Raw genomic sequence first — 19,131 nt, forward strand, 5'->3', positions numbered from 1 at the left:
GCGCGCGGGTGTGTCCTGAAACACATGACTGACACCCTGATTACTCCGACAGCCCTGTCCGCCCAGGAACGCGCGGAGGCCTGGTTCGAAGGCTTCGAAGAAGCCCTTCGCGCTCGCGACGTTTCCCGCGCGGCCGCGATGTTCGCGGCCACCAGCTACTGGCGCGACCTGATCGCCTTCTCCTGGAACCTCACCACCGTCGAACAACCAGACGGCGTCGCCGATCTGCTCACCGAGACGGTGGCACGCACCGACCCCAGCGGGTTCACGATCACCGAGCCTCCGGAGGAGGCCGACGGCGTCGTCACGGCGTGGTTCCGGTTCGAGACCGCCGTTGGCCGAGGAAAGGGCCTCGTGCGACTCGTCGAAGAGGCGGGCGAAACCAAAGCGTGGACGTTCCTCACCACGATGTATGAACTGAAAGGTCACGAGGAGCCGCGCGGGCCCACGCGTCCCAAAGGTGTCCAGCACGGCGCCTTCAAGGACCGCGTGACGTGGCGCGAGCGGCGGCAGCAGGAGGCCGAGTCGTTGGGTGTGACCACCCAGCCGTACGTGCTCGTCGTCGGCGGCGGCCAGGGCGGCATAGCGCTGGGTGCCCGGCTTCGACAGCTTGGCGTGCCCAGCCTGGTCGTGGACAAGCACCCGAGGCCGGGGGACCAGTGGCGGAACCGCTACAAGTCGCTGTGCCTGCACGACCCGGTCTGGTACGACCACCTGCCCTACATCCCGTTCCCGGACAACTGGCCGATCTTCTCACCTAAGGACAAAATCGCCGACTGGCTGGAGTCGTACGTCAAGGTCATGGAGATCACGTACTGGTCGAGCACCGAGGTGAGGTCGGCGTCATACTCCGAGGAGACGGGGGAGTGGACAGTCCAGCTCGAACGGGAGGGCCAGCCGCTGACCCTGCGTCCCAAGCAGTTGGTGCTAGCCACCGGCATGTCCGGCAAACCCAACATGCCTGACGTCCCTGGCGAGGACGTCTTCCGAGGCGACGTGCATCACTCCTCAGCGCACCCCGGGCCGGACGCGTATGCGGGAAAGCGGTGCGTTGTGATCGGCAGTAACAACAGCGCCTTCGACATCTGCGGGGCCCTCTGGGAGCACGATGCCGACGTCACGATGGTGCAGCGCAGCTCAACCCACATCGTCAAGAGCGACACCCTCATGGACATCGGGCTCGGCGACTTGTACTCCGAGCGCGCCGTCGCTGCCGGGGTGACCACCGAGAAGGCTGACTTGATCTTCGCGTCGTTGCCGTACCGGATCATGCACGAGTTTCAGATCCCGCTGTACGAGCGGATGGCGGAACGGGACAGGGACTTCTATGAACGACTTGAGCGGGCCGGGTTCTGGCACGACTGGGGTGAGGACGGCTCTGGCCTGTTCATGAAATACCTGCGTCGCGCGTCCGGCTACTACATCGACGTCGGCGCTGCCGAATTGGTCGCCGACGGCGAGGTCAAGCTCGCGCACGGCGAGGTTTCCCATCTCACCGAGGACGCTGTCGTGCTGGACGACGGGACCGAGCTGCCCGCTGACTTGGTCGTCTACGCGACCGGGTACGGCTCGATGAACGGCTGGGCCGCAGACCTGATCAGCCAGGACGTCGCCGACAAGGTGGGCAAAGTGTGGGGCCTTGGCTCGGACACGACCAAGGACCCCGGGCCGTGGGAAGGCGAACAGCGCAACATGTGGAAGCCGACCCAGCAGGCGGGACTGTGGTTCCACGGCGGCAACCTGCACCAGTCGCGGCACTACTCGCTGTACCTCGCGTTGCAGCTGAAGGCCCGTCACGCGGGCCTTCCGACACCGGTGTACGGGCTGCCTGAGGTGCATCACACGAGCTGACCGTCGGGCGGCGGTCCGCCGTCGGCCTTGATGGGCCTCCGGTGAGCTCGGTGCGGTCGCCGTCCCTCGCGAGCGGCTTTGTCGTTCTGGACAACGCACGCGCGGATATTTGTCCCGTCGGGCTAGTGAGAGCCACGCCACAGTCGGCTTCACTGGACGACAGGCAAATCAGGAGGTCCGCCATGAGCAGCGAGTCCGTGCAGCTGAACGACCGCGAGCGTGCCACGCTGCGCGCCGTCGGTGTCGGCCGCGCGGAGATCACCTGTAGTGCCGAACCCGACCTGTTCATCGACGGTCTGGCGTGCTGTGACCAGGGCACGGCGCGTCGGCTTGCTCATCTACGGCTCGTCGTCCCGCGGCGATCGGGACGCACGGGAGAACGGGTTCCCGCGGCTCTCAGTGATGCCGCCCGCGCGATGCTTGGGCTAGTCAGCGAAGCGCGGGACGACGCCGCGGCGTAAGCGGTGGACTCGGTGCCCGAGGCCCGCACGACGTCGTTGATCACGTCTACTCGTGCTGTTGTTCGCGAAACCGTGCGAACCAGGCATCTTCGCGCAACGACGCGAGTAGACGTGATCAACTTCGCGCGCGGTGGTCGGTGGTGCTGAACGGTCGCGGCACGGACGAATCGGTGGTGGCCGGACCCGAAAGGTCCGGCCACCACCACGCTGTCGAGCGTTGGCGTCGACTCAGCTGGTGCTGTTCTTGCGGCGACGCTGGAAGATCAACGCACCCGCACCGGCGATGACGAGCCCGGCGCCGATGAGCAGCGGTGTCGTGATCGAGGCACCGGTCAGGGCCAGATCATCGTCGTTGCTCACCGGGGCTGGCGGAGTATCAGTGGTCGTCGGGGCCGGAGGCACCGTCGACGTGGACGGTGCGGGAGCGGTCGAGGTCGTCGTCGGAGCAGTCGTGGTCGTGGTCGGTTGCGGGGGAGAGGTCGTCGTCGGAGCGGCCTGCCACGTGGCGGTGGCACCGGCGGAGAGGGTGACGTCCTCGGACTGGGCCACGATCAGCGACTGGGCCGGCTTCTTCTCGTAGTTCCCGGCAACGAACAGCCGCCCGGTGTTGACATGACCGGTCCCCTTGATTTCGAAGGACCCGTTGCCAGCGGACATGCTCGCGGGGACGTCGACGTAGATCTCGGCACCATCGGTGATGTCCGATTTCGATAGTTCATTGCCATCCGCGTCGGTGAGCGTGGTGCCATCGGGCAGGTCGGTCGTGAGTTCGGAGATGTCACCGGTCGTCGCGACCGTGAACGGCCCAATTCGCTCGCCAGCCTGACCGGACGCCGTCTCTGGTGCCACCTCCAGTGTCGGCGTTGGCTCATCGATGTCCTTGGCCTCGCTGGTCAGGTAGTCGTACAGCGCGAGGACGTCCTGATCGGTGGCGTCGTCGGCCTGGGTCGCGTTAGGACGCTGCAGGCCCTCGTCATCACTGAACCGCCAGACCGCGGCCTGGGTCGCGGTGATGGCCTCCTTCTTGGACAAACCGTCGTGCAGCGTGTCCGCGCCGACCGCCGCTTCGAGCGCCTCGATGCCTACGTTCGGATACCCGTTCTGCAGCACCCAGTGGATCTTTCCGCGGTTCTCGTGGAAAGGGGACTCCGGATTCGGGTATTGGTCCCACGGCGTTTCGACCATCGTCTCGCCGTGGCGCAGGTCGACCTCGATTTCGACGCAATACATGCGAAGCGTGTTACCGCCGTCCAGCTTCAACCCGAACAGAGCGGTGTGCAGGTTGGTCTTGTTCTCGACGTTCACCTTATAGCCGGCGGTCTCATGACGTGGGCCGAGCACCGTTCCCGACGCGTCATCGGCGGACGCGGGTGTGGCGGTCGACAAGACAGCGAACGAGGCGCCGAGAACGACGGCGCCCGCGCGAGTGAGGACTGATCTCGTGCGCATGCGTCTCCTAACCCTCCCCTGTGGAGCTTTCGATAAAGATCACACTTTCTAGTGAGGGCGCAGCATACACATAGGCCAAGTACGACCCGAATCGGCTACCCGATAGGGATTCTCTTACTCCGTTCGATCTACACCTTTAGTATCGGACGGTGATTTTTGGACAGCACTGACGCTAATAATGACGACGATTGTCGACGGGTCCTACGTGTGGCGTATCGCCGTCGGTTACTGCTCGCTCCGGACAGTGTCCGATGTGCCGAGGACTCGCCCGTTCTTGTCGAGGGCGACGGCGGCGAAGAACGGTCCGTCGGCATTGACGGCCACCGCGGTCTCGAAGCCACTCCGGGGCATGGTCGCCACGGGTGTGAGGTCGTCGGCGTTCGCTCCGGCGAGGATTCGCCAACGACGGACGTCGGTGGCCCCGTTCCAGCTCGCGTACACCAGGAAGCCCCGTGCTGGGTTGGTGGTCACGCCGACGGCTGGTGCGTCATCCGGGGTGCCGGTCCAGTCGAACGAGTACGCCCGGTACGTCTGGTCGGCCGCGGGGAATCGCCAGTCCCGTAGCAGCTCACCGTCCGATGTGTACTCCGATGCGTACGGCTGGGCACCCCAGCCGATGATCACCCTGCGATCGGAAAGCACCTGCATGTTGCCCTGGTTGTCGGCCAGCAGGTTGGTGGGGTGGACGTACTCCTGGACGACGTCAGCACGCATTGCCTGGGTGTCGAGGTCGAGTATCAGTCCACGCGATCGTTCCGCTTGCGGCGGTGCGGCGGCATTGTCGAACAGCGACATTCGCCGCTTCGACAGCCACCTGGCGTCATGCTGCCAGTAAAATTCAGCGTTGGCACCGAGCGTGAAGTCTGACTTCTTCCCGCCTAGCCGCCAGATCACCTCACCCGTGCGACGCGAGATCTTGTATATCGCCCAGGTATTGCGCGCGGACATCAGCAAGTCGCCGTCGTCATCGAGGTCGATGGCGTTGATGTGAAAGTAGTCGAACGGTGTCTTCCGCGAGCCCGTGTCCGCCAGCTCCGTGTAGGCCTCCGTGAGGTCGACGTGGTCGATGCTGTCCCAGTGCGACACGACCTTGCCGGTCTCGACGTCGACCTCCTGCACGACCCCGGAGAACGCCCAGCCCCGCGTGGGCCCGCCTAGTTCCGACAGGTCCACCGCGTGCGGCTGGTAGGCCATGAGCAGCGCGGTGCCGTCGTCGGTCAGTAAAAACTCGTGCAGGTCAGCGTCCTCGACGTCGTCGCCGGTGTTGACCTCGGCCACCTTTCGGTACGAGCTGTCGTAAATGACACCTTTGCCCGTGCCGTAGCCCTCATGGACCGTGCCCTGCCACCACGTGAGTACGGGCTCGCCCCGGTAGGTTTGCACCTTGAAGTCCATCGGGACCTCGTTCTCCCCTTCGCGGGGAAGGAACCACACCGGCTGTCCCATGCGGTTGGCGAGCATGCACCCGCGCTGACCCGGACCGTCGTCGGGATACCCCTTGGGTGCCAGTGTGAGGTAGCCGGGGCTGCGGGGGAGCGATGCCAGTTCATCGCCGCCCCGGCCGTCAGCGACACTCAGCCGCGGCGGTGTGAGGTCGGGGCGCGAGACGAAGTGGTGGACATCCGGTGTCTGATCCGTGCCTGATGGCTGGTTGGTGCCTGCCGTGGCGGGCTCGGCGTCGGTTCGGGGCCAGCTGTAGCCGACATAGCCAGCGGCCGCGGGCGCGACGACCGCCGCCGTGGTCCAACCCGCTCGCCGCAGGAATCGTCGGCGGCTGACGTCGTCGTCTGACATCCGGTTCTTCCTCTCGCCTGCGGCTGACCGAGCCGCGCGTTCGAACGCGCTGGATGCTAGCCAGACCGCCGACGCCCGTCGAGTCCCGCGATACCGAGTCGGCCGTCGCGGGCGTGAGGCCAGGGGTCAGGCACTATAGGGTCCGAACCACGTGATGACCGCCAAGAGAGGGAATTCAGTGCCTGCATCGTCATTCACCCGGGGCCTTGCGCCGGACGCCGTCGCCACCGATGATCACGCTTTCGCGGAGTGGGCCGCGACCGAAGCTGGGCGGCTGCTGCTTCAGGTGCGCGAGTCCGGCCTTGAGGGCAAGGAACTCAAGAACGCCGGGGACCGGGAGTCGAACGAGCTGTTGCTGAGCCTGTTGGCGGAACATCGCCCGGAGGACGCGGTGCTGAGCGAGGAGAGCCTCGCGAGCCACGGTGACGCGACGCGACGTGACGCCGAGCGGGTGTGGATCATCGACCCCCTGGATGGCACGCGCGAGTTCTCCGAACCACCCCGGGATGACTGGGCGGTGCACGTGGCGTTGTGGTCGAAGGGTGAGCTGATCGCGGGGGCCGTCGCACTTCCCGCCAGGGATGTCACCTTTTCCACCGCGTCGGTCAAGGCGCCAGAGCCGACGCCGACGCCGGCGTTGCGAATCGCGGTGAGCCGCACGCGCGCACCCGCGCTGGTGCACGACGTGGCCAAGACGTTGGGCGCGGAACTGGTTCCCATGGGCTCAGCCGGAGTCAAGGTCATGGCGGTGATCGATGGCTCTGCCGACGCCTACATCCATGCCGGTGGTCAGTACGAGTGGGACTCCGCCGCACCCGTCGCCGTCGCCAGGGCAGCGGGAGCACACACCAGCCGGATCGACGGCAGCCCCCTGAAGTACAACCAGCAGGAGGTGCTGCTTCCTGACCTGGTCGTGTGCCGGAGCGAAGTGGCGGAGCAGGTGCTGAACGCGATCGCGGACGCACCCGCGGAGGCCGCTGGATAGCGTTTCGGCGCTGGGCCGTCACGCGGGGTGTGGTTACGTCACCCCGCCAGCCGTGATCCCGATATGAGCGTCGCCCGAGTTCGCGACCGACGCCGTGAGAGCCGACATCTGACGCGGATCGGTGCGAGACTCCGAGGTTATGACCCGCGACGCTAGCCGCCGTTCTGCCCGCCGGTACATCTCCCGCTCGATCCGATTGCGGGTTCGGCTGTACCTGGTGGTTTTCGGCCTCGCGCTGGTCACGGCCGGGCTAGAAGCGGTCAGGATCGGCGGTGCCGCCCTAGGGTTCGTGCTGGGCGGAGTGCTGGCAGGGAGTGGACTCGGTGTCCTCGCCAGCAGAATGACACGGCTGCGGTGGGACGTCTTCGCCCGCGAGGTAGTCGGCAAAGTCGATGCGATCGGCGCGGTCGTCCTTGTCTTCTATGTCGCGTTCGCGGTGTTCCGTAGCCAGATCGTGGACATCTGGGTACATGGCCCAACTGGCAGCGCCACGAGTCTTGCGGTGCTTGCCGGGCTGATGGCCGGGCAGGTGCTTGGCATCCGGTACGGGCTGATCCGGCTGTATCGCGCGACTGTGCGCCCCGAGTAGCCCTCATCTTCTTACCGGGGCGTTACGACTGCGGACTTGTGGGGATGAGCCGTGCGCTCCGGATCAGGGTGAATTGTATGTACCAAATATCTACTATGACATAACCCATAGGGCGCCAATATGGCGCGTGGCGTTTCGCGCTCCAGGCACAACCACCCAGCAAAAAAAGCACAGAGGAGGAGTGCTAGCCCTGGCCGTCCGCCGATTTATTGATCTTGCGTACCACATTGTCGATCTTGTTGTGGTACTTGCCCTTAGTCTGCTTGTCCACGAAGGAGCCCGCCTTCTCGGTGTACTGGCGCACCTTCTCCGGGTTGTTTCTGGCATAGCGACGCGCGGCCTCTACCGCGCCGGTCAGTGCCGTGATCCTCCGCATGAACGCCACCGCGTGCTCCCTTGGCTAGTCGTGCGGACATTATCTAGGAATCAGGATCGCATTCCGACATGATCTTGAGACGTTTCGGTCGCTATGACGACTGACGACCAGAACGTCTCAAGATCCACACTTTGATAGGGGTCGGCCTGCTTGCGGTCTCGTCCGCCGCGCGCGTGAACCAATCCCATCGTGCGATAGTTCCTGCCGGAGGTGAGCACGTGCGCATCAAGATCACATGGCCGTCGGGAGAAGTGACCGCGGAATTGCGAGATACCCCGTCCTCGCGAGCGGTGTGGGACGCGCTGCCCGTCGAATCAGACGCCCAGACCTGGGGCGACGAGGTGTACTTCGACATCGGGATCGATCTCGAACTGGAGCCGGACGCGGCGGACGTCGTCGAAGCGGGAGCGGTCTGTTACTGGCCACCGGGTAGCGCGTCGGCTATCCCGTATGGTCCCACCCCGGTCTCGCGTGGTGGTGAGTGCCGACTCGCGTCACCGGCCACGGTGCTCGGGCAACTTACTGGCGACGCGCGCGCCCTGGACACGGTTGACTCGGGCGCCACTATCCGCGTGGCACGCGCCGATTCGGTGGGGTAGCGACAGGACCGGGAGTATCACGTCCTGGACGGCGCCGCGGGTCGGTTCAGCGGGATTCTGGTCCGGTCGACGTCGTCCCGGTCAGCTCCGGTGAGTCGTCGGCCGGGTCGGGCGTCTCGGGGATGGCCGCGCTCTCGATCTCGTCGACGGTGGGCTTGCCGAACATCGGCAGCCCCTCGCGCTTGCGAAGCAGCCCCCAGACCAGGGGAAGCGCCACCAGCATGCCGATCCCGATCCACAAGATCAGGAAGGGGTTGGTGTCGTGCGCGCTCAAGGGCCCCCAGCCAGCTTCGTCGAGCAGGGCGAACCCTGACATGGTCAGCACGATAACGAGGCTGCGCCGGATCAGGGATGCGGGCACCTTGGGCGCGATTCTCGCGCCGAGCAGCGTTCCCGGGACGGACCCGATGATCAGTGGAATGGTCAGGGCAAGGTCGAGCCCGTGGGTGAGGATGTTGGCGATAGCCGCGGCAAGCACGAGCGGAACCGCTTGCACAAGATCGCTGCCGACGAGCTTGACCGCGGACAGCGTGGGATACAGCGTGATCAGGGCGATCATGATGACCGACCCGGCCCCGACCGAGGTGATGCCGACGAGCAGGCCGCCAAGGGCGCCGACCAGCATCGTGGGAACCGGTTTGATCACCGGCTCGCCAACGCGATGTTGTCCGCGCCGTACTCGGCGTAGCTGAATGTAGAGACGGAGCGCGAACGTGGCGGTCGCGAACAGCAGGGCGAAGCCGATCGCCATCGTCAGGATCGTCTCGAGGTCACCGGGTGGCGCGAGCCACCTGAGCAGGGGAGGTCCCAGCAGTGCTGTCGGCACCGAGCCGATGACCAGCCACAGTGCGAGCTTGAGATTCGGCGAACCATGCCGCCAGTGGACAAGCGCCCCACCGGACTTGTACACGGCCGCGGCGGTCAGGTCGGCCGTGATGACAGCCGAGGGGTTACCAGCCCCGAGGAACAGCAGTGCGGGCGTCATCAGCGCACCACCGCCCATGCCGGTGATGCCGACCACGATGCCCACAAGGAAGGCCGCGATGACGATCTGGATCTCGCTCTGGTAGGACGTCAGCCAGCCTTCCGCGGCCCACTGCTGCACGGCTTGCCACACTTGCGGTCCTCCAGGGGTGCTCTGCGATCCGGGAGCGCCGTCGACGACCCGAGTCCTGCAATTGTGCACTAAGTCGAGTCAATCTGTCATATTCGGGTCGCGAGTCGATGATGACCTGCGAATACATCGAGCGACAGCGCGCCGCACGGGCACACGGCCAGATACACCTGGTGGCGGGCCTTGCCCTCGGGGGACGAATTCGACGTCGGTCTTCGCCCCCGTAGGACCATCTCTCCAGACAAAAAGTTCCTATACTGGCTCTTACAGGAGAAAGGGGGCGATGATGCCCGACTCCGTGAGCCCGTCCGTCGCGCTGGGAGTACCGGGGGTGCACCTTTCGCCGGGAGATCATCTGTGCGCCTTCTACCGAGGAACGAAGGAACGCGACGAGATCCTGATTCCGTATCTGCGGGAGGGCCTGCTCAGCGGCGACAAGTGCATCTGCGTCGTTGACGCGACCGAGCCGGAGTCGGTACTCGCCTCCTTGGGTGATGATCTCAATCTGACGTCGTGGCTGTCGGATCGCACGCTCGACGTCCAGTCGTCCCGCGAGACGTATCTGCGCGGTGACGGTTTCTCCACGACGGCGATGCTCGACTTCTGGGACAAGGCGGTCGGCGGGGCGTGCAGCCAGGGCTACGAGTTCACCCGCGCGGTCGGTGAGATGACGTGGTCGCTGCGTCAGCTTCCCGGGGTGGACGAACTCGTCAGTTACGAGTCGGAGCTGAACCGCTTTCTGCCACGGTATCCCCAGATCATCCTGTGCCTGTACGACTTGGACCGGTTCAGCGGCGAGGTACTGATGGACGTGCTCAAGACACACCCCAAAGTTCTTGTGGGCGGCATGCTCATCGCTAACCCGTACTACCTCGACCCGGACGAGTTCCTCGCGGGACGGTCGTGAGCGCACCCACCGTCCCGACCGCTCGCTCCGCGTTCGCGGAGCGGGCCTTGCGTGATCAGCTCTCCAACCTGCGCGGCCTACTGCTGCTGTCGATGTTGATGACCGAAAGCACCGAGGAGACCCAGATCCTGCGGCTGGCGGAGACGTCGGTGCCGTCGTTCGGGCACTGCCGCACCGAAGGAGTGCATCTGATCGACGGCGGCTGGCGCTCGGTGGCGTCATCGCTCACGGATCGGGCACGCCTCGCCGACCTCGACGCGGAACTCAAGGCGCTCGGCCGCAACGGCGGCCCGGTCACCAGCCTGGATCGCACGTGGGCGTGGGCGTTCGCGCTGCGCAGCGTCGGTGACTACGCCGGGCACCTGATCGTTAGCGCCGACGATACGCCATCCGAGCACGAGCAGTTCGTGTTGCAGGCGCTCGCGCAACAGACAGGTGCGGCACTCGCCAACGCGAGGTTGCACACCAAAGAGCGAAACACCGCCGCCGAGCTGCGAGCGGCTAACGCCACCCTCGCGGACACAGTCAGGGCGCTGGAGCACACCACCCAGATTCACGACCGTTTCACCAGGGTCGCCGTCGCCGACGAAGGCAGAGAAGGCATCGCCACCGCGCTGCACGAGCTGACCGGCTACTCGATCGCCATCGAGGACAAGTACGGCAACCTCCGCGCGTGGGCGGGACCGAGCAAGCCGTCGCCGTATCCCAAGGACCCACCGGCACGGCGCGAGCAGATGCTGCGGCGAGCGTTGCGGGAGGGCAGACCGATCCGCGAGGGAGGCAGACTCGTCGCGGTCGCCAGCCCCCGACCGGACATCGTAGGCGTCGTCGCGCTGATCGACCCCGGCGCCACCGTGCGCGACCAGGAGCTGCTCGCACTGGAGTACGCCGCCACCGTGCTGTCGATGGAGCTGGTGCGGCTGCGCAGCCTCGCCGAGACCGAGCTGCGCCTGCGCCGCGACCTCGCGGAGGAACTGCTGGCGGGCACCGATGAGCAGAGCGCGCTCGGCAGAGCCGCCGCGCTAGGTTACGACCTGGAGCGCACCCACCGCGTCCTCGTGGTCGAGGGGCGCGCCAGAACCCAGGACCAGGACCTATTCTTCCACGCCGTCCGCCGCGCGATGCGCACCACGGCGGCCGGGTCGATGCTGGTCGCACGGGGTGACACCGTCGTCGTGCTAGCCGATCGGCAACTATCGTGGGAGGACTTCCGTGCCGCGGTGCTCACCGAACTAGGCGGTGGCCGGTGCCGGATCGGCGTCGGCGGACCGTGTGACCGGCCGAGCCAGTTCCCGCGCTCCTACCGCGAGGCGACGATCGCGTTGAAGATGCAGTGGGCCGCGCGCGGTGACGACCAAGCAGTGTCCTACGAGGACCTCGGCGTCTATCAGATCCTCGGCGAAGTCGAGGACCCGGAAGCGGTGGAACGGCTGGTGCGGCGCTGGCTCGGTCACCTGCTCGACTACGACGCCAAACGCAAAGCCGAGCTGGTCGCCACGTTGAGTCAGTATCTGGAGTGCGGCGGCAGCTACAACACGACCGCCGCCGCACTGTGCGTGCACCGCAGCACGCTGAAGTACCGGCTCCAGCGGATCCGTGAGATCTCCGGGCTCGACCTCACGGATCCGGACACCCACTTCAACCTGCAACTGGCGACCCGGGCGTGGCGCACGCTTCAGGCACTGCGCACCTGAACGCCGCGCCGTGTGCCGACCCTGTGCCGCTGTGCGTCACCGCCCGAACCGCGCCCAGTGCCGCGCGAACAACTCATCCTCGCTCACCGGATGCGGCTCGACCGGCCGGGACACCCAGGTCAGGTTCACGAAGTGGCGCGCGTTGACGTTCTCGGTCGTGATGTTACCGCCCCACGTGCCGCAGCTCAGGCTCAGCGTGAACGGCAATCCGTTGCGCGCACTGCCCGCGCCCTCGTTGAGGTTCTGGTTCACCAGAACCCGCGCCGTGCGCGTGCCGTCGGCGAGCTGCCGCACGTGCTCGTCGGAGCTGGTGTGGATGCCGCAGGTGTGACCCAGCCCTTGATAGCCCGTAATGGCGTTGACCAGGTCCACGGCGGTGTCGATCTCGCCCCGGTACCGATAGACGGCCAGCACCACGGACAGCTTCTCTCCGGAGAATGGATGCTCCGGTCCCGTGCCGTCCTCTTCGACCAGCAGGAACGTTGTCTCGGGCGCGACCGTGAAGCCAGCCTGGTCCGCGATCACCGCGGCGGACTTGGCGATGACGTCCAGGCGTGGGATGTGGCTGCCCGCGTCCCACATCGCCTCCCGCAGCGCGGCTTTCTCCGTGTCGGAGCAGACGTGTCCGCCCGCCGCACGCAGTCGCGCCAGCAGGTCGTCGTAGACGCCGTCCGCGACGACGAGGGCGTTGTCGGCGAGGCAGCTGGTGGCCCAGTCGAACGTCTTTCCGGCGACGATCGCGGCGGCCGCGTCGTCGAGGTCAGCGGTCTCGTCCACGACGTGCACTGCGTTGCCGACACCGACCCCGTACGCCGGAGTACCGGAGCTGTAGGCGGCCTTGACCATGGCCGCACCACCGGTGGCGACGACGAGGTCGGCTTGGCGCATCAGTTCCTGCGTCTTGGCGAGCGACGGTTTGTCCAGCACCTGCACCAGATCCGCCGGTGCGCCGACCTGCTCGCACGCCTCTCGCATGAACGCCACGACCGTCGCCGTGGTGTCGGCCGTCCTCGGGTGCGGCGCGACGACGATGGCGTTGCGGCCCTTGAGCGCGAACAACGCTTTCACCGGCGGGGTGGCGTCAGGACCTGTGGTCGGGATCAGGCCCGCGACGACGCCGACCGGCTTCGCGATCTTGGTGAGTCCGCGAGCCGAGTCGGACTCGACAACGCCCACCGTGGCCACGTCGCGCATGTCGCCCAGCACGCCGAGCACCCGCTTGCTGATTTTGGTGACCTTGTCGGCGTAGTTGCCGAAGCCACCCTCATCGACCGCGAGCTTGGCCAGCGCCTCCGCGCGATCCGGGCGCGCCACCGCCCACCCCACCGCGGTACAGAGGTCGTCCACCTCCTGCTGGGTGTAGTGCGCGATCGCCTCCTGCGCGCCACGCGCCCGCGCCACGATCTCGGTCACGGCCTGCACGGGGTCCTGCTGCGTCTGCGAGTTCATGCCATCACGGTGACCGAAATCGGCGCGCGCCGACTCGACACGACGGGGCGAAGTCTCGCGCGCGGCTTGCCCAACCAGGACAACCTGTGTGGACAACCTGTGTGTCAGACTCGGGTGATGCGCATCGGGATCGGCGTTGGCGGCGAGGTGATCGGTGAGCCGATCCCGCCGGGCGACGTCGTTGAGCAGATCACCCAGGCCGAAGCAGACGGGTTCGACGCCGCGTGGACGATCCACACATCTCGGGGTATCGACGCGTTGAGCGCGCTGTCCGTCGCCGGTTCCCGAACCAGTCGGATCGAGCTCGGCGTTGGTGTCGTGCCGACCTACCCTCGGCATCCGGTCGCGCTCGCGCAGCAGGCGGCGACGGTGCAGGCGCTCAGCGGCGGGCGGCTGACACTCGGGGTGGGTGTGTCGCATAAGCCCGCGATCGAGGGGCTGTACGGCATCCCGTACACGAAACCCGCCGCGCACATGCGTGACTACCTCTCGGTGCTGGTTCCGGTGCTCCGCGACGGCTCGATCGAGCACGACGGCGAGTTCTTCTCCGTACACGGCGGCTTCGACGTGCCCGGCGCGAGTCCGGTGTCGGTGGTCGTCGCGGCGCTGTCCCCGTTGATGACACGTGTCGCCGGGGACCTGGCCGACGGCGTCGTTACCTGGCTGGCCGGGCCTCGCACGGTTGAGTCGGTCATCCAGCCCGCCTTGGCGGAGTCGACGGCCAGGGCGCCGCGCGTGATCGCGGGGGTGCCACTGACCGTCTGCGATGACGGCGACGCCGGACGTGCGCGGGCGAGCGAACTTTTCGCACGGTACGGGACCCTGACGAACTACCAGCGGCTCTTCGAGCGGGAAGGTGTCGCGTCACCGGGCGAGTTGGCCGTGGTGGGCACCGAGGAACAGGTCGCCGAGCAACTGCGACGGTTCGCTGACGCGGGTGTCACCGAGCTGTGGCCGACCGTGTTCGGCACCGGCGACGACTCGGCAGCCGCCGTCCAGCGCACGAAGCGGTTGCTGCTGGAGCTGGACGATCGAGGACAGGCCGAGACGAGCTGAGGTCAGCGGCGCCGTGCCGTGTTCTCGGTCGCCACGTGTCACGCCCCGTGCTCGGCCCGGACGATCGCTGCCCCTTCGGCGAGCGCGCGCAGCTTGTTGGCGGCGATCATGCGGGGCATATTCGGTAGGCCGCAGTCTGTGGTCACGCCGAGTCGTTCGATCGGCACATACTCCATGACCGCACGAATCCGATCCGCCACTTCGTCCGCCGTCTCCGTGATCAGGCTTTTGACGTCAATGACGCCCGCCACGAACGCCTTGTCCCAGTTGTTGTCCGCGAGCGGCTTGAGGTCGTCGGGACCGGTCCGGCCGACCTCGTAGTTCAGCACGTCGATGTCGGCGCCGAGCACCTTGGGGAAGATGCTGCGTGCCCGCTCGGTCGTCTCGGTCGAGCCTTCCGGCCTGCGCTCGAGGTTGTAAATGCCCAGGTCCTTGTCCTCGTCGTCGCCTTCGTAAGGCAAGTAGGCAGGGGTGCCACCCCAGTTGCCCCAACACACGTGCAGCCAGATCTGGGCGTCGACGCCCTTCACCGCGGCGTTGAGGCATTCGATCTCCCAGTCGCCCATGCCGTACGGCCAGACGAACTCGTCGAGCTGGACCGCGTCGACGCCGACGTCAGCCAGATCCTTGAGGTCCTCGTTGATCGCCTTGGCCAACGCGAGACCGAGCTCTTTGATGTCGGAGTAGTAGGTGTTGTTCGTCGCCGCGGTCATGGCGCCGACTCCGGTATAGGACACCTTGATCGGACGATCGGTCGAGCGGCGTAGCGCCTTCAGCGTGTCGAGGTGGAACGGATAGCGCCGCCGTACCTCACCGACACAGGTCGGCGCGTAGAGCGCGCTGTAGATCGGAACCGGCAGGTTCGGACCGTTCAGCTCGTATCCCGTCATCCGTTCCATGTAGTGGTACAGCAGTTGGGCGTAGGCGTCCTCGCCACCAAAGACTCGACCATCGGCGATGAGATCGAGACCGGCGCGTTCCTGGTCCCGCGCGATGCACTGGATGCAGTCTTCGAGCGCCTCCTTGGAGATCGAGTCGAAGACGAGGTTGCCGGGCAGCCCTGGGTAGCGAGCGAACGATTCACCGCGATACCAGCGGGGTTCCGGGTAGTTGCCGACCATGGTCGCTGGCAGCAGTACTTCCTGATTTCCGATACGCATGACAAACCTTTCGTGAGCGGAGGTGATGTGATGACTCGATTGGGAGTGACCTGTCAGCACTGAAACAGCGCCGCCAGTGCCATGGGAATGTGCGGACGGGCAAAGCCTCGCTGCGGCGATTGCGCGAGCGTGTCCGGCGTGCGGTCCTCACGGCCAGACGCGCGGGAACATCTCGCACTCCAGCGGGGCGCCGGGAGTCAGATCGGGTGCGGTGACGTGTCCGGTGAGGCTCTTGTTGTGGAACATGTTCGCCGGGTGCGGATTCCACGTCGCCTTGTCGCCGACATAGAAGCTGGTGACCGCCCTGCGGTAGTTGTTGGTCTTGTTGCCGAGGGAACCGTGGACGGTGCGCGGGTGGTGCAGTAGGACGTCACCGGGCTCAGCTTCCGCGATCAGCCAGTCGTACGAGTCGTACTCGGCTTCGAAGTCCGGCATGTCCTCGTACGGCGACTTCACGTAGGTGTCGGTGATGATCGGGATGTCCTTGAATCCGATCGGGTGGTAGATGACGTTCCACTTGTGGGAACCCCTGAGATAGTGGATCGCCCCGCCGTCCGCGGTGACCGTGTCGAAGGGCACCCACAGTCGGATCTGCTGTTCGCCCGTGACGGGCAGGAACGGCAAGTCCTGATGCCACGGCGTCGCCTTGGTCGCCCCGGGCTCCTTCACGAACACCTGGTCGTAGAAGAACGTGATGCTCCGCGCGTCGGTCATGACCTGATGTGCGATGTCCTTGAGCGGGCCGTGGATCGCCCATGCCTTGAACGCATCGTCGAACAGCCAGGGAAAGGTCAGCGAGAAAAACCTCGGATCCCCGTCGTCGGCGTAGTTCTGCGAGGACGGATCGGGGCTGTCCAGCAGCCGTGTCACCGCCTCGCGCATGTACTCGATCCAGTCGGGGGCGATGACGCCACGGACGATCGCGGCACCGTCTCGCTCGTAGGCGGCCCGCTCCTCGTCCGAGACCGGCCGGAGCAGGCCGGTACGGGGAAAGTCGACATCGATGGCGTGGATGGATGCGGTCATGGCGTACTCCTTGCTCGCATGGGTCTGGCGCGGTTCATGCAACAGCGCGGTGTGCGGCAGGGACCATGTGCGGACGGGAAAACCTACGCCGGATCGCTTACCCAGGTGTGGCAGTCAACGGGTCCGGACCCCGGTACGCGCTGAGCGACCTCGCGCGGCGGGAAGCGGGTGCGCCATGCGCCGGTCGAGACAAACGGCGGGGCTCGACTTGTCCATGTGAGACATCGCGCCGAGTTGACGCGGAGGCGTTGACTGCGGTCGGCGGACTAGCCCAGCGGTAGCCGGAATCGCGGCCGAGGAGCGGCACAATGGGGCACACTTTCACGACGAGTAATGAGCGCCGCGCGCGGACGAACCTGACCCTCGACGACAGTCGCCGGCAGATCCGATGGCCCCGCCTCATCGCGGAACTGGCGGTGGCAACGGCCGACAGCCCGGAAGCGGTCGCGGGCGTCGCCGTGATGGCCGCGCGCCCGCTCCTCGGCGCTGAGATCGCCACGGTGGTGCGATGGCAGGACGGCCACCCGATGTTGCTCGACTCACTGGGTGAACTGCCGTTAGCGCTGACGCCACGGCCGCCGGAAGGGATGAGCTGGTCCGACGGTCGACCGGTCGCCACCGTCTCCATCGACCCGCGCACCGACCTGATCGTGTCCCGATCTGCCGCGGTGCCGTTCGACGGAGCTGATCTGGAGGCCCTACGCGCACTGGGGCAGCTGGTGCACCACTCCTGGCTTGGCTGCGCTCCTGGGCTCGCCCTAGCTCGTATGGCAGCTCGCGTGGTCTCGTCGCTCGAGCCGGACGAGGTGTTGGTCGCGCTCGCGGACGCGACCGCCCACCTGCTGCGTGCTGACATCGCGGGCGTACTGCTCCGATGTCCCGATGATGAGCTGGAGATGCGGTGCGCCATCGGCAACACCCGCTTCGACACCGGCCGCCTACGCATTCGCCCCGGCCAAGGGCTGGCAGGCAGGGTAGCCCTCGCGGGTCGTCCCGAGCGCATCGACGACTACTCGACCGATCCGCGGTCGGCGCCGGAGTTTCTCGCTCTGTCCGACGTCGAGGGAACCTGCTCCGCGATCGCGGTTCCACTGTCATGGGAGAACCGGGTGATCGGGGTGTTGTGCGCGTGGCGGCGACACCGTGTCCCGTTCACGAACGAGGACGAGAGTGTGTTCGCCACGCTGGCCGAGTTGTGCGTCGGTTCCCTGCACAACGCCGAGGCCCATCGCGCACTGCGGCTGCGTGCGGACGCGGCCGAAGCCGCCAGAAACGAACTCGCGGAGCGGCACAAGCACGCCGTGAACGAACTGGCCGTGCACACCGAACTGCTCAGCATCGCCGCGGAAGGCACCGACGTCGAGGCGATTCTCACCGCCGTCAGCAGGCTCATGACCGCGGCGGCGGCAGTGATCAGCGAGGACGGCAGGGTGCTTGGTACCGCGACGAACGGCGCGCGTCGCCCGTCCGCGAAATGGCTCGACCACGTGCGTGGCGCCGTGATGTCAGCGGCGGCGGACGGCGATTCCGTCGCGGAATACCCCGCGGGCGAGCAGGTGATGCTGATAGCGAGAGTACGGGCGTCCGGCATGACGTTTGGTCACCTCGCATTGTTGTTCGCGGACACTCCGCCAGCGGGGGCGCGGCTCGCCGCCGAGCAGGCGGCCGTGGTAACCGCACTGTTTCTGGCCCAGAAGGAGGCCGCGGTCGCCGCGGGCAGGCGGGCGCAATCGGAGTTCGTGTGGGACGTGCTGGAAGGGCGGGTGCCCGACGCGGTGGAAGCGGGCGTACGGGCGCGGCACCTCGGCATGGGATTCGCGTTGCCCGCACGGGTGGTCGCCATCGAACTGCATCGTTCGGCCGAGACGGCGTCGCATGCAGCCGATCCCGAGCAGTTGGAACGGGCTCGAGTCCAGTGCTCCCGGTTGATCAGCAGCGAACTGGAGAGGTACGGGGCGCGTAACGCCGTCCTGGCACGCCGGGCGGATCGTTTCGCCATTATCGTCCCGCGTGCGAAGCGTGTCGCGCTGCCCGCACTACGCCGTCTCGCGACCACGTTCGCCACGTTGACCTGGCCGGACGACCTCAGCGCCCGAGTGGGTGTCGGCGGCGTGGTCCGGGAGATGACCGGCATGCCCACGGGCTGGCAGGAGGCATTGCTCGCGTGTTCCGCCGCGCTGCCAGGTCACGCGCCCGGCCTGTTCGAGGATCTGGGAGTGCTCCGATTTCTGCTCGCGCCGGCGAACCGGGAAGATCTGGATTCCTTCGCGCGTCAGGTGCTTGGACCGGTCCTGGATTACGACGCATCCCACGGCAGCGAGCTGCTGCGCACATTGCGTGCCTATCTGACAGCCGGATGTAGCACGAGACAGACGGCCAGCATGTTGTGCGTCCATCACCGGACAGTCGCGTACCGAATACAGCGGGTCGCCGATTTGACAGGGTTGCGCCTCGCCGATCAGGAAAGCCGTTTCGAGGCACAGCTGGCCTGCAAGATCCTCGCGCTGTCAGGCCAGTCTCCTGAGCCCTCCTGTCCCAAGCAGACAACCATTTCCGAGTCCCTCGCCCTGGCGGGCCGAAGCCAGGAGCGCAGGTCGACTTCTACCGTCGAGTTCAGTTAA

General features: G+C 66.4%; 16 protein-coding genes. 9 read left to right on the forward strand and 7 right to left on the reverse strand.

Features of this window, described 5'->3' with window-relative positions:
- Positions 1-24: 24 nt before the first annotated feature.
- Both ACFQGD_RS17395 and ACFQGD_RS17400 read left to right on the forward strand, forming a co-directional pair.
- Complete coding sequence (locus ACFQGD_RS17395) at positions 25-1,851, forward strand: flavin-containing monooxygenase (RefSeq protein WP_345403197.1); 1,827 nt, start codon at positions 25-27, stop codon at positions 1,849-1,851.
- Between the two features lie 182 nt (positions 1,852-2,033).
- Positions 2,034-2,312: a hypothetical protein gene (locus ACFQGD_RS17400; RefSeq protein WP_345403194.1), complete on the forward strand. Its 279-nt coding sequence runs from the start codon at positions 2,034-2,036 to the stop codon at positions 2,310-2,312.
- A gap of 228 nt (positions 2,313-2,540) precedes the next feature.
- Here the strand turns inward: ACFQGD_RS17400 and ACFQGD_RS17405 are convergent, their stop codons facing one another.
- Positions 2,541-3,761, reverse strand: a complete 1,221-nt coding sequence (locus tag ACFQGD_RS17405; protein WP_345403192.1) for a Cys-Gln thioester bond-forming surface protein — start codon at positions 3,759-3,761, stop codon at positions 2,541-2,543.
- Between the two features lie 225 nt (positions 3,762-3,986).
- Positions 3,987-5,555 (reverse strand): arylsulfotransferase family protein, encoded by a 1,569-nt coding sequence (locus ACFQGD_RS17410; protein ID WP_345403189.1) that lies wholly within the window; start codon positions 5,553-5,555, stop codon positions 3,987-3,989.
- Between the two features lie 178 nt (positions 5,556-5,733).
- Here ACFQGD_RS17410 and ACFQGD_RS17415 point away from each other — a divergent pair, with 178 nt between their 5' ends.
- Both ACFQGD_RS17415 and ACFQGD_RS17420 read left to right on the forward strand, forming a co-directional pair.
- Positions 5,734-6,540 (forward strand): 3'(2'),5'-bisphosphate nucleotidase CysQ, encoded by an 807-nt coding sequence (locus ACFQGD_RS17415; RefSeq protein ID WP_345403186.1) that lies wholly within the window; start codon positions 5,734-5,736, stop codon positions 6,538-6,540.
- A gap of 139 nt (positions 6,541-6,679) precedes the next feature.
- Positions 6,680-7,129: a hypothetical protein gene (locus tag ACFQGD_RS17420; RefSeq protein ID WP_345403183.1), complete on the forward strand. Its 450-nt coding sequence runs from the start codon at positions 6,680-6,682 to the stop codon at positions 7,127-7,129.
- Between the two features lie 184 nt (positions 7,130-7,313).
- On the opposite strand, the gene ACFQGD_RS17425 is transcribed toward ACFQGD_RS17420, so the two are convergent.
- The gene (locus ACFQGD_RS17425; RefSeq protein ID WP_345403180.1) at positions 7,314-7,505 is read right to left on the reverse strand and encodes an antitoxin; all 192 of its coding nucleotides are present in this window, start codon (positions 7,503-7,505) and stop codon (positions 7,314-7,316) included.
- Between the two features lie 218 nt (positions 7,506-7,723).
- On the opposite strand from ACFQGD_RS17425, the gene ACFQGD_RS17430 reads away from it, so the two are divergent.
- A complete protein-coding gene (locus ACFQGD_RS17430) occupies positions 7,724-8,104 on the forward strand; it encodes a cyclophilin-like fold protein (RefSeq protein WP_345403177.1) in 381 nt (126 codons plus the stop codon).
- A gap of 46 nt (positions 8,105-8,150) precedes the next feature.
- On the opposite strand, the gene ACFQGD_RS17435 is transcribed toward ACFQGD_RS17430, so the two are convergent.
- Positions 8,151-9,209, reverse strand: coding sequence for a sulfite exporter TauE/SafE family protein (locus ACFQGD_RS17435; protein ID WP_390221065.1), 1,059 nt, complete (start codon positions 9,207-9,209; stop codon positions 8,151-8,153).
- Positions 9,210-9,504: 295 nt separating this feature from the next.
- Between ACFQGD_RS17435 and ACFQGD_RS17440 the strand changes: the two genes are divergently transcribed.
- Positions 9,505-10,125, forward strand: coding sequence for an MEDS domain-containing protein (locus ACFQGD_RS17440; protein WP_345403171.1), 621 nt, complete (start codon positions 9,505-9,507; stop codon positions 10,123-10,125).
- Positions 10,122-11,819 (forward strand): PucR family transcriptional regulator, encoded by a 1,698-nt coding sequence (locus ACFQGD_RS17445; protein WP_345403168.1) that lies wholly within the window; start codon positions 10,122-10,124, stop codon positions 11,817-11,819. The genes ACFQGD_RS17440 and ACFQGD_RS17445 overlap by 4 nt, the downstream gene beginning before the upstream one ends.
- 36 nt (positions 11,820-11,855) lie before the next feature.
- On the opposite strand, the gene ACFQGD_RS17450 is transcribed toward ACFQGD_RS17445, so the two are convergent.
- Positions 11,856-13,268, reverse strand: coding sequence for an aldehyde dehydrogenase family protein (locus tag ACFQGD_RS17450; protein ID WP_345403165.1), 1,413 nt, complete (start codon positions 13,266-13,268; stop codon positions 11,856-11,858).
- Positions 13,269-13,385: 117 nt separating this feature from the next.
- Between ACFQGD_RS17450 and ACFQGD_RS17455 the strand changes: the two genes are divergently transcribed.
- Complete coding sequence (locus ACFQGD_RS17455) at positions 13,386-14,324, forward strand: TIGR03564 family F420-dependent LLM class oxidoreductase (RefSeq protein WP_345403162.1); 939 nt, start codon at positions 13,386-13,388, stop codon at positions 14,322-14,324.
- A gap of 38 nt (positions 14,325-14,362) precedes the next feature.
- Here the strand turns inward: ACFQGD_RS17455 and ACFQGD_RS17460 are convergent, their stop codons facing one another.
- Together ACFQGD_RS17460 and ACFQGD_RS17465 are read right to left on the reverse strand one after the other, a co-directional pair.
- Positions 14,363-15,484 (reverse strand): cobalamin-independent methionine synthase II family protein, encoded by a 1,122-nt coding sequence (locus ACFQGD_RS17460; protein ID WP_345403159.1) that lies wholly within the window; start codon positions 15,482-15,484, stop codon positions 14,363-14,365.
- A gap of 147 nt (positions 15,485-15,631) precedes the next feature.
- Entirely contained in the window at positions 15,632-16,510 is an 879-nt protein-coding gene (locus ACFQGD_RS17465) for a phytanoyl-CoA dioxygenase family protein (protein ID WP_345403156.1), read from the reverse strand.
- A gap of 308 nt (positions 16,511-16,818) precedes the next feature.
- Between ACFQGD_RS17465 and ACFQGD_RS17470 the strand changes: the two genes are divergently transcribed.
- On the forward strand, positions 16,819-19,131 hold the full coding sequence (locus tag ACFQGD_RS17470) for a helix-turn-helix domain-containing protein (protein WP_345403153.1): 2,313 nt from the start codon (positions 16,819-16,821) through the stop codon (positions 19,129-19,131).

Source organism: Haloechinothrix salitolerans, from assembly GCF_042662605.1.
Taxonomy (GTDB): Bacteria; Actinomycetota; Actinomycetes; order Mycobacteriales; family Pseudonocardiaceae; genus Haloechinothrix_A; species Haloechinothrix_A salitolerans.

What these genes read in the sequence shown, in the direction of transcription:
- ACFQGD_RS17420 (WP_345403183.1), top strand. Translation starts at nt 6,680, where the DNA reads ATGACCCGCGACGCTAGCCGCCGTTCTGCCCGCCGGTACATCTCCCGC.
- ACFQGD_RS17400 (WP_345403194.1), top strand. Translation starts at nt 2,034, where the DNA reads ATGAGCAGCGAGTCCGTGCAGCTGAACGACCGCGAGCGTGCCACGCTG.
- ACFQGD_RS17470 (WP_345403153.1), top strand. Translation starts at nt 16,819, where the DNA reads ATGGGGCACACTTTCACGACGAGTAATGAGCGCCGCGCGCGGACGAAC.
- ACFQGD_RS17465 (WP_345403156.1), bottom strand. Translation starts at nt 16,510, where the DNA reads ATGACCGCATCCATCCACGCCATCGATGTCGACTTTCCCCGTACCGGC.
- ACFQGD_RS17455 (WP_345403162.1), top strand. Translation starts at nt 13,386, where the DNA reads ATGCGCATCGGGATCGGCGTTGGCGGCGAGGTGATCGGTGAGCCGATC.
- ACFQGD_RS17425 (WP_345403180.1), bottom strand. Translation starts at nt 7,505, where the DNA reads ATGCGGAGGATCACGGCACTGACCGGCGCGGTAGAGGCCGCGCGTCGC.
- ACFQGD_RS17395 (WP_345403197.1), top strand. Translation starts at nt 25, where the DNA reads ATGACTGACACCCTGATTACTCCGACAGCCCTGTCCGCCCAGGAACGC.
- ACFQGD_RS17460 (WP_345403159.1), bottom strand. Translation starts at nt 15,484, where the DNA reads ATGCGTATCGGAAATCAGGAAGTACTGCTGCCAGCGACCATGGTCGGC.
- ACFQGD_RS17410 (WP_345403189.1), bottom strand. Translation starts at nt 5,555, where the DNA reads ATGTCAGACGACGACGTCAGCCGCCGACGATTCCTGCGGCGAGCGGGT.
- ACFQGD_RS17450 (WP_345403165.1), bottom strand. Translation starts at nt 13,268, where the DNA reads ATGAACTCGCAGACGCAGCAGGACCCCGTGCAGGCCGTGACCGAGATC.
- ACFQGD_RS17440 (WP_345403171.1), top strand. Translation starts at nt 9,505, where the DNA reads ATGCCCGACTCCGTGAGCCCGTCCGTCGCGCTGGGAGTACCGGGGGTG.
- ACFQGD_RS17405 (WP_345403192.1), bottom strand. Translation starts at nt 3,761, where the DNA reads ATGCGCACGAGATCAGTCCTCACTCGCGCGGGCGCCGTCGTTCTCGGC.